This is a genomic window from Pseudoalteromonas lipolytica (genome assembly GCF_003515105.1).
Classification (GTDB): domain Bacteria; phylum Pseudomonadota; class Gammaproteobacteria; order Enterobacterales; family Alteromonadaceae; genus Pseudoalteromonas; species Pseudoalteromonas lipolytica.
On record NZ_CP032091.1, the window covers coordinates 552,227 to 567,562 of the forward strand.

General features: G+C 40.0%; 12 protein-coding genes. 7 read left to right on the forward strand and 5 right to left on the reverse strand.

All coding sequences use genetic code 11. The features are described from left to right. Positions 1-25: 25 nt before the first annotated feature. The 3 genes from D0907_RS18710 to D0907_RS18720 are packed head-to-tail and all read left to right on the forward strand — an operon-like array spanning position 26 to position 3,883. The gene (locus D0907_RS18710; protein ID WP_118845003.1) at positions 26-1,234 is read left to right on the forward strand and encodes a metallophosphoesterase family protein; all 1,209 of its coding nucleotides are present in this window, start codon (positions 26-28) and stop codon (positions 1,232-1,234) included. Beyond that, on the forward strand, positions 1,227-2,987 hold the full coding sequence (locus D0907_RS18715; RefSeq protein WP_118845004.1) for an ORC-CDC6 family AAA ATPase: 1,761 nt from the start codon (positions 1,227-1,229) through the stop codon (positions 2,985-2,987). The genes D0907_RS18710 and D0907_RS18715 overlap by 8 nt, the downstream gene beginning before the upstream one ends. Further along, complete coding sequence (locus D0907_RS18720) at positions 2,984-3,883, forward strand: hypothetical protein (RefSeq protein ID WP_118845005.1); 900 nt, start codon at positions 2,984-2,986, stop codon at positions 3,881-3,883. The genes D0907_RS18715 and D0907_RS18720 overlap by 4 nt, the downstream gene beginning before the upstream one ends. A gap of 4 nt (positions 3,884-3,887) precedes the next feature. Here D0907_RS18720 and D0907_RS18725 read toward each other — a convergent pair whose 3' ends face one another. From D0907_RS18725 to D0907_RS18735, 3 genes are all read right to left on the reverse strand, one after another. Beyond that, positions 3,888-7,040, reverse strand: a complete 3,153-nt coding sequence (locus D0907_RS18725; protein WP_118845006.1) for a DEAD/DEAH box helicase — start codon at positions 7,038-7,040, stop codon at positions 3,888-3,890. Positions 7,041-7,314: 274 nt separating this feature from the next. Beyond that, positions 7,315-8,340 carry a nuclease-related domain-containing protein gene (locus tag D0907_RS18730; protein WP_118845007.1) on the reverse strand — a complete coding sequence of 342 codons (1,026 nt, stop codon included), beginning with the start codon at positions 8,338-8,340 and terminating at the stop codon, positions 7,315-7,317. 533 nt (positions 8,341-8,873) lie between these two features. Next, positions 8,874-9,728 carry a LysR family transcriptional regulator gene (locus D0907_RS18735; protein WP_118845008.1) on the reverse strand — a complete coding sequence of 285 codons (855 nt, stop codon included), beginning with the start codon at positions 9,726-9,728 and terminating at the stop codon, positions 8,874-8,876. 81 nt (positions 9,729-9,809) lie between these two features. Here D0907_RS18735 and D0907_RS18740 point away from each other — a divergent pair, with 81 nt between their 5' ends. Further along, a complete protein-coding gene (locus tag D0907_RS18740) occupies positions 9,810-10,031 on the forward strand; it encodes a DUF2798 domain-containing protein (RefSeq protein WP_065979259.1) in 222 nt (73 codons plus the stop codon). Continuing rightward, positions 10,028-10,315 (forward strand): putative quinol monooxygenase, encoded by a 288-nt coding sequence (locus tag D0907_RS18745; RefSeq protein ID WP_036972494.1) that lies wholly within the window; start codon positions 10,028-10,030, stop codon positions 10,313-10,315. Before D0907_RS18740 ends, D0907_RS18745 begins: the two co-directional genes overlap by 4 nt. A 135-nt stretch (positions 10,316-10,450) precedes the next feature. Here the strand turns inward: D0907_RS18745 and D0907_RS18750 are convergent, their stop codons facing one another. Then, positions 10,451-10,756 (reverse strand): hypothetical protein, encoded by a 306-nt coding sequence (locus tag D0907_RS18750; protein WP_036972957.1) that lies wholly within the window; start codon positions 10,754-10,756, stop codon positions 10,451-10,453. Between the two features lie 113 nt (positions 10,757-10,869). Between D0907_RS18750 and D0907_RS18755 the strand changes: the two genes are divergently transcribed. Further along, positions 10,870-11,784, forward strand: coding sequence for a LysR substrate-binding domain-containing protein (locus tag D0907_RS18755; protein WP_118845009.1), 915 nt, complete (start codon positions 10,870-10,872; stop codon positions 11,782-11,784). Between the two features lie 419 nt (positions 11,785-12,203). After that, positions 12,204-12,893 (forward strand): hypothetical protein, encoded by a 690-nt coding sequence (locus D0907_RS18760; protein ID WP_141687249.1) that lies wholly within the window; start codon positions 12,204-12,206, stop codon positions 12,891-12,893. Positions 12,894-12,944: 51 nt separating this feature from the next. On the opposite strand, the gene D0907_RS18765 is transcribed toward D0907_RS18760, so the two are convergent. Next, positions 12,945-15,290: a hypothetical protein gene (locus tag D0907_RS18765; protein ID WP_118845010.1), complete on the reverse strand. Its 2,346-nt coding sequence runs from the start codon at positions 15,288-15,290 to the stop codon at positions 12,945-12,947. Positions 15,291-15,336 lie beyond the last annotated feature (46 nt).

Below are 15,336 nucleotides of genomic sequence, written 5' to 3' on the forward strand. Positions count from 1 at the left end.
CGACTTGATATAGGATTGGGTAGTTTTGAAAAAGAAAGGTAAAATTAAGATACTTGTGGTTTCTGATCTTCATACGCAAGTAGATAATACAATTGATGATTCAAGGCTTATCATTGAAAACTTAAGACTTGGAGAATATGCTGAATCATTGATCAATTATGTAAGTTCAATAAATGACGACCCTATAGATTTAATTGTTTGTTCTGGAGATATTGCAAATAAAGGATGCGAAAAATCTTTCGAAGCAGGTTGGTTTTTTTTAAGAGAGCTTCAAGAAAAAACGAATAACCCCCATTTAATTTGCGTGCCTGGCAATCATGATCATCAGTCTAGAAATGATAAAACGAAATGCGGTTTTTCACCAAAGCATTCATTACAATTCGTATCGCCTGCGTTTCCCTTTAGAGCCCACGAAATGAATACTCATTTTTGGGCATGGAACTGGGCTATTTGTAATAAAAACGATAAATTTAATGTTCTATGTATTAATACAAGTGCTTATCATGGGTATGGGGACGAATATAAGCATGGAAGGTTGCCAATCGAGACAACAAATCAAATTATTGAACATATTCAATCTGATGAGTTTAGTAAAAGTGCTTTATTTAACATTCTTGTTTGCCACCATCATCCAGAAAAAATGGAGTACATTGATGAAGACTATGATAATGAAAGCATGGAAGGTGGTAGTTACTTACTTAAAATGTTAGATGAAGCAGATGTCGGACCTTGGCTTGTAATACATGGACATAAACATTTCGCTACATTACGGTATGGCTCCTCATACAGCGGAACTCCTCCTACAATCCTCTCTGCAGCAAGTGTATCAGCAATCTTATATGACAAAATAGATAATTTAACTTCAAATCAAATGTATATTTTAGAAGTCGATTTAGATGAAACAGAAAATAGAGGTAAGCTTGTAGGTAATTTTTATTGCCACGAATGGACTTGTTTGAGTGGATGGCAGCCTTCAGAGTCAGATAACCTTCCTCATTTTGGTGGGTTTGGTTCTTCAATCACACCAAAAGAAGCTGCAGATATGATTACAGATTATGTACATAAAAATGGACCATTTGTTGAAGGTGATGAAGTGCTTTATGTATCTGATTTATTGAGATACTTTACACCTCAAGAGTATAAGTCGACAATTAATAAACTAGATTGTGCAGGTATTTCTTTAGTGCACGATAAGAATAGAAATATAAGTCAGATAGGATATAAAAATGTATAGCTTTATTCCGAGTATTGGAGAGTCATTTAATGCTAGAAGTACTGCAATTTCTGATTTATGTAATGGCTTCATTGTTAGTGATCATTATAGCCAAATATGTTCTTCAGATCATTTGATTATGGTTGGTCCTCGAGGCAGTGGCAAGACAACTTTATTGCGAATGTTAGAGCTACAGTCTTTGGATTACTGGCAGGGGGATAATTCTGATTTTTATCGAGAGAATATAAAATTTTCTGGAGTTTTTATACCAACAGACCGTTTTTGGAAAACTCAATACGATAGAGTTGAGAAATGTGAGTATTTTATTGAATCTAAAAAATATCTAGAGGCCTTGTTCATTTATCATATATTAGAGTGTTTTTGTAACGTTGTTTCATATAGAGCGAATAGAATCCAGAAAAAAAATAATAAATATAGACATGTAGAACTTCCTAAGAATGAAGAAGTAGAGTTGGTTAATACTTTATCTGACTACTGGTGCGTAAGTCCTTTAATTCCAACTTTGAAAGGTTTGATAATAGCGTTGACCTTGAAAAAGTCTGAATTATCGGATTATATATCAAAAACTTTTAATGGAGTTTATATCGAAAAGCCTGTTATTTTAAACGTGAATATAACAGATATGATATGCAACTCTGTAAGTATAGTTAATACTTTGTTTGATGAATCAAATGAGAAGTGGGCTTTCCTTTTCGATGAATTGGAACTTGCTCCGAATGATTTAATTCAGCCACTAGTTGATGCAATGAGAGGTGGGGGCAATAAAGATGTGATTTTTAAGTTGGCACTTTCACCTTATCATGAAGGAGTAAAGGTAACTCGAAACCCTGATAGTGCTATGAAGGATCAGGATATTAAATTTGTTGACTTAACAGGTAATGGTGACCAGTTTATATTTGCAGAACAGCTTTGCTCCGGCGTATTTAGAAGGAAGGGATTAACAAAAGATGTAGGACTTTATTTTGAATCTCCAACGGAAATAGATATTAATATAGATGTTAATGAGCTTATAAAAAAAGATCAGTCTTTTAATGAGTATCTTAATAAAGTTATTGGTACATTTAGTAGTTATCAAGATTTAGATCCTAAGAATCAAGCTTTATTACGAAAGATAAAGTTTATAACGCATTTAAGAAACCATTTAAAAGGGAGTAAAAACAAAATAAAAGCACGAAGAAGACCTGCTGATTTTTATGCTGGTTTTAAGAATATTTGTAAAGCTGTGGAATATAACCCAAGAATGTTAATAGGTATTATGAATGTATTCTCTTCAATTGCTAAAGCTAACAACACAATATCGATAAATGATCAAATTAATAAACTTGATGAATACTTCTCTTCTTTTAGGGCGTTACTAAGTACTATTGACTTAAATGGTAAGGGTTTAGCTTTTCGTAATATTTATGAGTTAGTTGAACATCTATCAAAGTTTTATAAAAGTGAAATTTATTCCGAAGAGTTTAAAGATAAACCTAAAGGCTCATTTTTAATGAGATCTCAAGAAAATGTAGATATAAGGAGTGCTGTTGGTTTAGCTCTGAACTCTGGGGCCCTTATCACTGTAGGGTCTAATTTAGGTACTTTTTATAGTGCAGAAACAGAAGGCGATTTAAGGTTTAGGGTATCATATTTGTTTTCTCATCACTTTAATCTTCTGCTAACTCTACAAAAAGAGGTTGAACTTTCATATGTTCTTTGTAGTACTTCAAACCTTGGAAAATCACAAGAACAATTAAGGATAGATGGATTATGAAAGTAGAGCCAACAAAGGAAATTGGTACTTATGATTTAGGTATTTTTGGGCTTGGTTATGAATCTCGAAGTACCCACATTATATCTAAGATTAGAGCTGAAAAGTTGATATGTTTAGGATATGAAAGTAATACGGATAAGTGTAGTTATCAAGATAATAAAGTAATTTTTTCTGAAAAAAAATCCGTTATTTATGAGGGGAAAGATGAAACGGTTTTAAAAAATTTAGAGTCTGAAATCTCTACTTTCAAAGGGCAGGAAATCAATTGCATCGTTGATATTACAGTAATGACTCGACATAGATTAGCAGAGGTTATTTGTATGTTAATTAACTCATTAGGTCGGGGGTCTACTATTACAATAAGCTATTCGTTGTCTTGTTATGTTGAGCCGCCGGAAGGGTTACAGCCTAGTTCTAAGGTTTGTGAAATCTCTTCTGAGTTAACTGGAAAAATAGGTGATTTATGCCTACCAACATCATTAGTTTTAGGGCTCGGCTATGAAGAGGGTAAAGCTCTTGGTGTGGTTAATTATTTAGATTCAGAATATGTCTTTTACTTTATACCTAGAGGTAGTGATAATAGGTTTGATGAAGAAGTAATAAGAAAAAATGAGAATCTGCTGAAAGATATACATAGTAAGAGTCTGAATTATTATGAAGTAAGTAACCCTGTTATTTGCTATAGACGATTAAAAGAGTTGATATGCTCCTTACAGACAAGTACTCGACCATTACTTATGCCATTAGGGCCTAAGATATTTGCGGCAATATCAACTGTATTAGGTAAGGAGTTATACCCAAATTTACCTGTTTGGAGAGTATCTTCTGAGCACCAAGAAACTCCAGTTGAGAGGCATGCAAGTGGAGAAATGATTTCATTTACAATTTCACTGTAACTAATCACCCAACCGCCAATTTCCCTGCCTCATGCCACATCTCGTTTGGCATGGGGCTTACTAATTCCCATGTTATATTCATTGGCTGGCTGCCGCTGTGGCTTTGATATGTAACCTCGCCATAGTTCACAAATCCCATGGTTCGGCCGTTTTCATCTTTGCTTTGTTCACGCACAAACAGCAAGATGGTTTTGCCTGTTTGTTGGTGCTGAATGTAGCTTAGGCCGCGGCCGTGTTCTGGTCGGGCGCTGTTTTGCGTTTGCCAATGAAACAAGGTTGGGCTGATTGCATAGTCGTGATACAGCGTTGTTGGTGAGTAGGTTTTTTCGCACTTATTGAGCGTGACGAATAGTAGCTCTAAATTTTGTTCTTTGAACTCTAATACACCTTCGCGAGCGGTCGATTTTTTATCAAACGTATGCGCTCCGAATGCCGCTAATATTTGTTGGCGAGTGTAGCGGCTGTGCAATTTTATTGCATGGTTTGGTAGGCACGCTAAGTCACTTTCTTGTTGATGAATACGATTTATTAAAAGCGTTATAACTTCTGATAACTCTTGTTGTAATAACGGGTTTTTTAGTGCTTGTAAGCTTTGCTTAAGGGATTTAAACCCTAGACTTGTGCCAGTGTTATCCCAAAAATTGTAATGAGCCATTAGTGCGTATTGTTGATTTTTAGGTGTTATCTCAATGCTAAAGTCGCTGTTACATAAATCGCGTAAAAAGCACAAATAGCTCAATGAATCACAGCTAAGTAATTGCGTATTTATAGCTCTGTAATAGGCACTATATATATCAACTTGATCTGCTGGAATATCATCGTCTTTTAACCAATGCCAACCGCCATGCCTTGTATCTTTCGGTTTATAAATATCTTCTAGTGTGACTTGTGGGTTTATACGTAAAAAGTTACTTAGTGTTAGCTCGTCGCTTGTATGATGAGAATAACTGTTTATAAGCTGTTGCAAACGGCGTTTGCTGTTTGTTGCTTGTTGTATATTACGTAAAATAGTTTTTTGCGTGCGTTCTTGTAGCTCTATACGACAGCCCAGTGGCAAGTGCGGAAAGTTATTTTCTATTTCGGTTTTTATTGGCTGGTTACTTTTTCCAATGAGTGCGCGAAACTTATTAGCAAAGTCATATTCGGGGCGAGCATTACCAACAAAGTCGAGTACAGTACAACACTGCTTTTGACTGTTGTCGGGTAAACGTAGGCCACGACCTAATTGCTGTAAAAATAGCGTTAGGCTCTCAGTTGGACGCAAAAAGAGCAGGGTATCTACTTCTGGAATATCGACCCCTTCGTTAAAAATATCAACGACGCAGAGTATGTGTATTTCACCTCGTCTAAGCGCCTGCTGTTTGTGTTTTCGTTCACTAGTATTTTTACTGGTAAGTACGTCTGCACTTATACCTGCAAGGTTAAACTTTCTGGCCATAAACTCAGCATGATCTTGGCTTACACAAAATGCTAATGCCTTAATTGCGTTAATATTTGTAACGATGTCGTTGAGACTCGATATGATTTTATTCGCGCGGTTATTCTCGCCAGTGTAGAGGTTACTAAGCTCACTAATATCGTAACGACCGCCTCGCCACGTTACCGTGCTTAAATCTGTATCGTCATCAAGGCCAAAGTATTGGAACGGGCATAAATGGCGCTGATTTATTGCTTCTGGTAAGCGGATCTCTGCGGCAATAACACCACAGAAATCCTCTAATATATTTGCCCCATCTTGCCTTTCAGGTGTGGCCGTTAACCCCAATAAAATGTTTGGCTTGAAGTAATTAAGAATGCCACGGTAACTGTTAGCACTTACGTGATGCACTTCATCAATAACAATATAATCATAAAAATCAGCACTCAATTTTATGTTGTCGATTTGGTTGTTAAGGGTTTGAATTGAGGAAAATAATTGGTTGTATCTTTGAGGTTTGTAGTTGCCAACCCAAAGCTCGCCAAAATCATTATTTTTTAGCACTCCACGATATGCGCTTTGTGCTTGAGTGAGGATTTCTTCTCGGTGAGCAACAAATAAAAAGTTGGCATTTGGTTTTTTGTCGTACACGGTTTTAAAATCAAATGCAGATATGATTGTTTTACCTGTGCCTGTTGCTGCCACTACTAAGTTTTTAAAGCGATTGTGAACGCTTCGTTCAACACTTAGTTTTTCTAAAATAGCTAATTGATGAGTTTTAGGGGTTATATCAAAATAGAACTGGTTATTTGCTTGTCCTTTACCACGCTGTTCATTCAGTGAGTTTATTAGCTTTTCTTTACATTCAACTTTACCACTAAACAGTTCAAAGTCTGGTGATTGCCAGTAGGTTTCAAAGGTGCTTTTGGTTTTAGCGATAATATGCGGAATTTCTTGCGCTGTAATTTTTAAATTCCATTCAAGGCCGCTGGTGAGTGCCGAATGCGATAAGTTAGACGAACCAATATAGCCAGTATGAAAACCGGTGTTACGCATAAATAAGTAAGATTTTGCGTGTAAACGTTCTTGCTGATTGTTATAGCTTAGTTTTACTTCAGTGTTTGGTAGGCTTGCCAAAAACTCAACCGCTTTAGCATCTGTTGCCCCCATGTAAGAGGTGGTGATAACTTTTAGTTTGTTACCACTTTTGGTAAAGGCTTCAAGTTCATTTTTAAATATTCTTAGCCCTGTCCACTTTATAAATGAAACTAACCAGTAAATAGTGTCGGCCGATTTTATCTCACGCTTTAATTCTGTCTCGAGCGATATACCCGCATTCGCGCCACTAAATAATTCGCTTTGGGTAAGCCCTGTTAATGGAAATATATTTTTGGCGTAGTCTTTGAGGTTTGCTGCAATTGGGTTTTCAGTATTGAATAGTGCAGTGAGGATTCTACCTTGGCTATCTATTAGGTTTTCACTTATTAGCTCATCATCTCGAATATGATCTTTAAGCCAAAAAACTAAGTTATTTGCTAGATTGATTTGCTCTTGTAAGCGATTATTTGAACTAGGTATAGCATCAATCGCGTGAGCAATTAACTTACCTAAAAATCGAGACAGCCAAGTGGCAGCTTCTGCTGATTCAAGTTGGCGTTCTCCGACATAAAACTGTTCACGATCTAGGTGTTGCTCGATTACTTGCGTAATCAGCTGCTCGTAAATACCAACCTGTTCCATAACGACTCCCTGTTTTCGAACAGCCAGTTTACTAAAATAGATAATGAAAACAAATAATAACTCATTGGTAATTTGAAGGCTTTAGTTACGGTTACACCCCGTGTTCACACCCGAAATTGAATTAATTATGAGTAATTAACAGCATGGATGCTGTAGAAAGCGTAGCTTGGCCATGGATGGCCTATCTACGCTGGTTACGTTCATTTAATTAATTCAAATTGAGGAAACAGTGTGAACCTCGGGGCGCCGAGAGATTCCAAAGAGAAGTCGGCGGTTACTTCTCTTTGGTTGCCGTCGCCAACGCGACAGAATTATCAAATACGATTAGTGCTTTATTTTCACAGCTACCACAAATTAAAGAATAAGCATCTTTGCGCTTACTTACTTTAGTATTTACATCCTCGCATTGAACACATGGAGCTTTCATTGGAGTATTAGTATTGCATTTGGAACATGTAACGTAATATCCATAACGACCTGAATGAGCTTCAAGAGTATTTACACTACCACAACCTTTACATTGTAGGTTTATAACTCTTGGTTGTTCACTATTTGATAGGGCTTCTGCTTTTGTTTCACCACTATATATTGGCGTGGGCTCGCTAAGGTTTAATGATGTCGTATCAGTTATAAGCTGTTCAGTAGGTGCGATATTTTTCTCTAAAAGAAACTTACAAATTCTAGTGATACTTTCTTTACTAAACCAAGGGCGCGCATTTGTTGATAAAAAGTGCAATGCATTGGGTGTTGAAGTTGGGAGTTTCATAATTTGCAAAAGCTTATCAGCTATAAACTCTGACTTAACTAATCGATCTTCAAGCGATTTAGGCATGCAATCTCGATTAATTATCGCATTACTCGATATAGCACAGAGACTATGCCATTCACGACCACCAAAGTTTTGCTGTATTTTGCCAAACATTCTAGGAAGTAGATGTTGCGCATTGTCTATAACTAAACTCTTAAGTAATGCGACTTGTAGCTCAACTTGTTTTATTGGTGATGGCATGCCTTGCCATTTCCCTCGGTAGCTACGGCTCCATTCTTGGTGTTCATTTATGGCAACTTCACCAGTAATACTTTTTGATTCGATTAGTATAAACCCGTATGTATAAACAATAAGATGGTCTATCTGTGCCGTTTCGTTATTGTGCTTAAATTTAACATCATTAAAGACGAAGACTTGAGGATGATCTTTGAATGCTCGACGTAAATAAAATGCGATGTCTAGCTCTTGCTTTTCACCAGCTTGGATCTTAGGTGAATTAGACTTAGTGGGTGACTTATCTTTTAGGAGCATGAGAAATCCTTTCATCATGTATTTTTGAAAGATAACATTCTAGTTCCTAATTAAAATACTTAAAAGCTCGATAACCAAATTTCACCGTTAAAACGGCTCCTACGGGTGGTGGCTGTTAGGTATGGCGGTGTGTTTTTGGATGTTGTGGCGATTGAAACGCGCGAAATAAATTTCACGCCTACAAGGGCGGAATAGCGCCAAGGTGCGAGATTTGAGAGTTGATCATAGAGAGCAAAGACTAGAGAGCCAAGCCTAGAGCGAATACGCGCTATAAAACCGCTGCGAAAGATTCACCGTTAAAACGGCTTCTACGGGTGGTGGCTTTTAGGTATGGCGGTGTATTTTTGTGTGTTGCGGCAATTGAAAAACGCGCGAAATAAATTTCACGCCTACAAGAGCGGAATAGCGCCAAGGTGCGATGTGCGAGCTTAGAGAGTCGATCTTAGATTAGCTATCTTAAAGAGCCAAGCCTAGAGCGAATACGCGCTATAAAATCGCTGCGACAGGCTCTTTTACAACACAAGCAGCAAGTCTTAAAGCGCTAATACTTCTCCCTGTAAGCTTGGTGAACCCGCAATACTGGTTTGTAGTTGCGCTATTAATAACTGCGCATTCGCAGAGGGTGTGCGCGAGTGAGCCCACAGGGCGTAAATTGGTCTTGCTGGAATGCTGTGGGGCGTTTCTACATAACTAAAGTTGTGGGTGTCTTTTATACAGCCAATTTCACTCATGGGCAGTATGCCTACACCGTAGCCTGCTTCGATCATTTTTCTGGCGATTGTAATATCAAAACAAAAGCTTATTTGTTCAAATTCATTTTTTAATGCGGTTAATAATCCGCTAGGTAGCTGCGACTCTGAATAGGGCAGCACTAGGCGTGATGTTGGCGCCCCTTTCTTTACTATTAGCTTTATGGCAATCGCCCCTAGGCGTTTTTGAAAATAGCTTGAATCTTGTTGCTCGCCCACTCTAATCGCTAGGTCAAACCGCTTTTGGCTTAGTTGGCTATTGGCATTACTTGGGTAAATGTGGAGATTAAGCGCAGGGTTGGCTAAGGCAAACTGATTTATTGCGCTCATGAGTGGGCCGGCAATGATATTTTGTGGGCACAGGAGGTAAAAGTCTTTTGCTCCCGACGAGTCATTTAATTGTTTTAATTGGCTATTAAGTGCAAGCACTTGCTGGCCGAGTTCATCGTAAAGGGTTTCACCTTTGGCTGTGAGTACAATGCCTCTGGCGGTGCGTTGCAGCAATGGTTCGCCAAGTTTGTCTTCTAATGCCTGTATGCGCCTAGAAAGGGTTGAAAGGTTTAAGCCGAGATCTTTTGCTGTTTGGCTCATGCTTTTACGGCGCGCTATCTCAATAAACAAATGCAGATCATCCAGCATACGACTCCCTCAATCTTAGTTTGCATTTTCGTGACTGTTGTCACTTGCCCTGTGCAAATATAGTAACGCCAAGGAGGACATATGAAAATTCATTTTATTTTTACTGCGGCGTTTTCGTTCTTAATGTCGTTTTTATTATCGGCATGGGTTACATACGTGAATTTAGGCCTAAGCGATACGTTTATAGCAAGTTGGATGAAGGCCTTTGCCAATGCGTGGCCGGCTGCGTTTGTGGTGGCGTTTACAGTGGCACCGCCTATTAGAACATGGGTTTTAAAGTTATTTAGTAAGGAATCAGTATGATAAATATAGTTGCAAAAATCACCCCTAAAGCGGCGTTATTCGAAGAGTGTAAAGGGCGTTTACAGTGCATTTTAGCTGCCACTCGCGCAGAGCCCGGATGCAACCGATTCGAGTTGTTTGCAAGTAAGGAGCAGCGCTGTTTGTTTTTAGTGGAGCAGTTTGTATCGCAAGCTGCGCTTGATGCGCATTATGCTCAGCCTTATACCAAAGCGGTGTTCGCGTTTTATGAGAATGCGTTGGCAGAGCCGGTTGAAGTTGAGAAAGTGGAAGAAGTTATAAACTAGAAGTTAGAAGTTAGAAGTTAGAAGTTAGAAGTTAGAAGTTAGAAGTTAGACGTTAGAAATTTTGGGCGCTAAAAAAAACTAGGCTACTGGGGAAGTACTGCTATTCGTAGCCTAGTTTTACAAGGTTGAAACAGGTTAAAGCATGGTTAAAATTTGTTTGGCTTTGTCACGTGTGAGGCAGGCGGCCATGGGGCGTTTGGCAAATAATTTTGCAGACACGGTGTGCTCTTTGCCATTGTATTGATTATGCAGTGTTTGCACATTCACGCGGCACGTTACGGTGTATTGGTTTTCAACGTAGCTGATTTCAACGCGTTCTACTTTTTGAATTAAGTTTTTATAGGGGTAGCCTTCGTCGGTATCAAGCTGTGTTACAGCGGGTTGGTTTGCATAGCTTGCACTCGATAGGCAAATAAAGAGTAAAATGATGCAGTATTTCATAACAGTTATCCTTAATTGATGGCGGTTGGCTGTATGAGTATTACGTGAGAGAACAATGCTGACAAACGATTAAAAATTGCCTATGCTTAAGTTTTTATTAACCATAAGTGCATATGAAACTTCCTCCCTTAAAGAGCCTTTGGTATTTTAAGCATGCTGCAAAGCTTGGCAGCTTTAAGCTGGCCGCTGAGCAGTTATATGTAAGCCAAGCTGCTGTGAGCCAACAAATTCGGCTACTCGAACAGCAACTGGGTTGTGCTTTATTTACCCGTCATACGCGTTACGTTGAACTAACGCGTCAGGGCGAGCAATTATTGCCTCATGTACTCAAGGGGTTTGATCATTTGCATACGGGTGTGCAGTCATTAAGCCAAGACAGTCACCCAAATACGTTAAACTTATCGGTGCTGCCTTCGTTTGCTAGTGGCTGGTTACTGGGGCGTATCAGCGATTTTCAACACCAACACCCAAACATAAAAGTACGTATTGAACCTAGCGATCAATTGGCCGACTTTTCAACGGGGCAAGTTGATTTAGGTATCCGCTTTGGTCTTGGTAATTACCCAGACTTACAAAGCGAGCTTTTAACCGATGACAGCTTATTTTTAGCTTACAAACCGGGTTTAATTGATGTAACTAAAACGCTTAAGCCGCAAGTGATGGCGCAAAAACTAATAAAAGATATTTGCCCCGATGCCGAACGAGGTTGGTTAACGTTTGCAGAGCAATTAGGCATGAACGCCGATGCGTTACCTTCGCTCGAAATAGACAATGCGGCATTGGTTATACAAGCAACCCTTGCAGGGCAAGGTATTGCTATCGTTCGCCGACGCCTAATAGAAACGCAATTACAACTTGGGCAGCTTGAAATTTACCCCGACTTTGAATACCCATGCCAATTTAAATACTATTTAGCGGGGCCAGCAGAGCATTTTACATGGCACAAGGTGCAGGTTTTTAAAGACTGGTTAATGCGCCAATTTGAGCTTGACGACGAGCAATTTTATAAGCATCAGCAGTCACTTTAATGACTAAGCGGCATTATATTAATTCGCAAGAATACTTAATCGTTTTGAGGGATTAAACCTGTCGCTAGCGGTGCTTAAAATGTCTGGTTTATGACTGCATGGATGCAGGAGGTAGCGCAATGCAGGAGCAATTGCCGAGAACAACTCAATAACGACATGTTTGCCGTGTTATCAACGGGATTTTATTGCCCCAAGATTGCTCACTTAATTAAATGAATAGGTAGTACTGCCTGTTGTAGCAAGAATGATTTAATAGTGGCAGCGCTCAGTAGGTAAATAATGAATACGAGGGGCGTATACACCTTAGCCATTATTTAAAGAAGAGCGGATAAAGAAGCGCGGAGATTTAACGCAACCGTATTGAATTTTTAGCTAAAAATGGTACTCTGTGCCTATCTATTTTACAGTGACGTAAATTAATGATTAAACGGATTTTATTCTCTCTGTTATTGTCGCCGTGTGTGTCATGGGCGCAAACAACAGCACCTTCAGTTGAATGCCACGCTATGGAAGCTGAACGCAGTGAACTGCAATCGGCACTGCGTAAAACTCACCTGCTCGACGAAGTTGATGATTACAAACAGCGCATTCAAAACTTATCTGATCGCATTGCATCGAATTGTTTAACCGAAGAGCAAATAGCTGAGCGCAAGTTCGCATTTTATAACCATGATATTGCTTACCTTGAAAATTCGTTAGCGAAACCCTTGTCAGAACAAGCATACATTAGCAAGCAGGCCGCATGGGACCGTTTTTATGTGATCCCGTCTCGTTGCCTTAATAAGCCATTGTCAGTGCAATATTTAGAGTGGTGTATTGAGAATAAGCAAGTGCAGTTTCAGCAGTTTGATATGCTATGGCAGCAAAAGAGCACCCAAACGGTGCGTTCAGAAGTAACATCTAACGACTCATTTCATGAGTTTAAATTACCCAGTAAAGCCGAAAGAACAAAGTTAAGTGCTGAGCGCGAAATAAAGCGCCACACCTACAAGAGTGACTCGTTTTTGCCAAAAAACATTATTCTTTTGTGTGTGCTGGCCGTGGCTGTTTTCTTTTCGTTGATATTTGTTTTTCATTGGTTAATGCGCCCGCGCACCACACTGAAATAAAAAGGGAAAGCACGGTGCTTTCCCTTTTTTTATTTTAAAAAACCTTAGTCGCTAGTCGTCGGTTTTGAGTTGTTTGGCGCGTTCTTCGGCGTCGATCAAGGCTTGAGATTTAGGCTGTTTAGCTTTGCTCTCTAACGAGGGTTTTTCTGATGAGTTTGGATCCCACGCAGGGTCTAGCGACAAGTTAGCAAACGGATTGTGTGGCTTACTGTCGGTATGCTCGTCGTTATCATCTTGCTGTGCTGGCTCTTGCTCTTGCTCGGTTTCTGTTGGTGTTTCATCATCGTTTTGCTCTGTATATTCAACCTGAGTGTGCTTAGGCTCTTCGTACAGTTCTTGCTCAAGTGCTTGTAACGCTTTTGCCAAATCGTCGTCGCTAATATCGTCGTCGGTGTTTGATGGCTTAGGTTCAGTGACTAGCGATGGCTGGTCGCTAAATTGATCGGCAAATGATAAATCGTCACCCATTAACGATGATAAGTCGTACTCTGGTACGTCATCTTTTACAGGCTCGTCGTCTGACAGCGGCTCTTGCTTTGCGTACTCGTCGAAGCCAAATGATGAACTGCTGGTAAAAGCAGGCGCTTGTTCAAGCTCGTTATTTTCAAGCTCGTTATTTGAAAGCTCGTTACTTTCAAGATCGCTGCTTTTAAGCTCGTCATTTATAAGCTCATTGGTCAATGGCTCGTCGTCTGTAAGCGGCTCTGGCTTTGCGTACTCGTCGAAGCCGAATGATGAACTGCTGGTAAAAGCAGGCGCTTGTTCAAGCTCGTTATTTTCAAGCTCGTTACTTTCAAGAGCACTGCTTTCAAAACTATCGTTTTCAAGAACGTTACTTTCAAGATCATCACTTTCAAGCTCGTCATTAATAAGCTCATTGGTCAATGGCTCGTCGTCTGTAAGCGGCTCTTGCTTTGCGTACTCGTCGAAGCCGAATGATGAACTGCTAGTAAAAGCCGGCGCTTGTTCAAGCTCGTCATTAATAAGCTCATTGATCAATGGTTCGTCGTCTGTAAGCGGCTCTTGCTTTGCATACTCGTCGAAGCCGAATGATGAACTGCTAGTAAATGCCGGCGCTTGTTCAAGCTCGTCATTTTTAAAATCGCTGCTTTCAAAACTGTTACTTTCAAGCTCGTCATTAATAAGTTCATTGGTCAATGGCTCGTCGTCTGTAAGCGGTTCTTGTTTTGCGTACTCGTCGAAGCCGAATGATGAACTGCTTAACAAGGTTTCAGTTTGCGTGGGCTCAGTATCTTTGGGCTCTGTCTCGTCGTTATCGAGTTCAAGCTCATTAAACTGATCCGCATCGGCAAAATCAGTGTGTTGTTCGTGAAAGTCGCGTTCAGCACTAAAGCGGGCAAGTTCCGAAAGCTCATCGTTGCTGTCTTCGTTGTCTGTGGCTGTAAACGAACGACTTTGCTCTAATTCGCTCTCTATGTCGGAGGCTTGTTCTGTGCTTTGCTCTGCAAGTATCGCGGCGGTGGCCGATTTAAGTTCTTCGGCTTCTTTATTTGCGTTTGCGGCGGCTTTTAGTGCTTGCGCTTCTAGTAAGCTGTGTTCAAGTTCAGGGTGTGTGTCTTGTTGTTTACTTTTGCGTAATCGTACTATAAACAAACCCGCCACAAGCAGCACTAATAGCACGATTAAACTGGGCATAAGCAGTGACGTTGACGAACTAGGCGCGGCGCTTTGCATCGGAGCTGGTTGTGGTGTTGGTGCAGGCTCTGCAGGTATTGGCGCGGCATCGACTGGTTTTTCTGCCTCTGTTGCTGACACAGGGGGTGTATCAGATGCGGGCTCGCTTTCAAGGTTATCGGTTGAATTATTTGTCTGCGGCGCTGCTGTTTGTGATGCTGTTGTTTGCGGCATTGCTGCCTGCGCCGTTGTTAGCGCTTCGTTAGTCTCGTTTTGCGGCTGCGGTACGCTCTGCACTGGATCTGTTGTTTCACGCGCTGATACATTTGCAACAGCAGGTTCAATGGCGGCTACATCAGAAATGAGTTCTGGTTCTGATGAGGGCGGCGTATCTTGAGTTGCTTGCTCTAATTGCGTTACGTCGAGGTTTTGTGGCTCAGGTGCTGGAGTATCGTCAGCAATGCCTTGAATGGCAGCCGAGTGCTCTGTTGGGCTTACTGATTTGTTGGGGGTTATGGGGGTTGATTCTGCCGATTGCGCGGTTAACTTTTCAAATGCTTCGACATTGTGGACAGGCGTCGGATTTTTACAGTTCTTTTCATAGTTACGAGCTGCAGAGCGATAATTGCGATTACTCGTATTATTACGAAATTCATGCATTTGTTGTTTTAACAAAATGCACATGGCCTCATTATACTGCGCTTCGCTGGTGAAACTTACACTAGCAAGTATCAGTAAAAGTGTTGTTTTTATAATTGGCATAGTTTCCTGACCAGTAAGGTTAATCTGGTGACCCAAACAATGACTT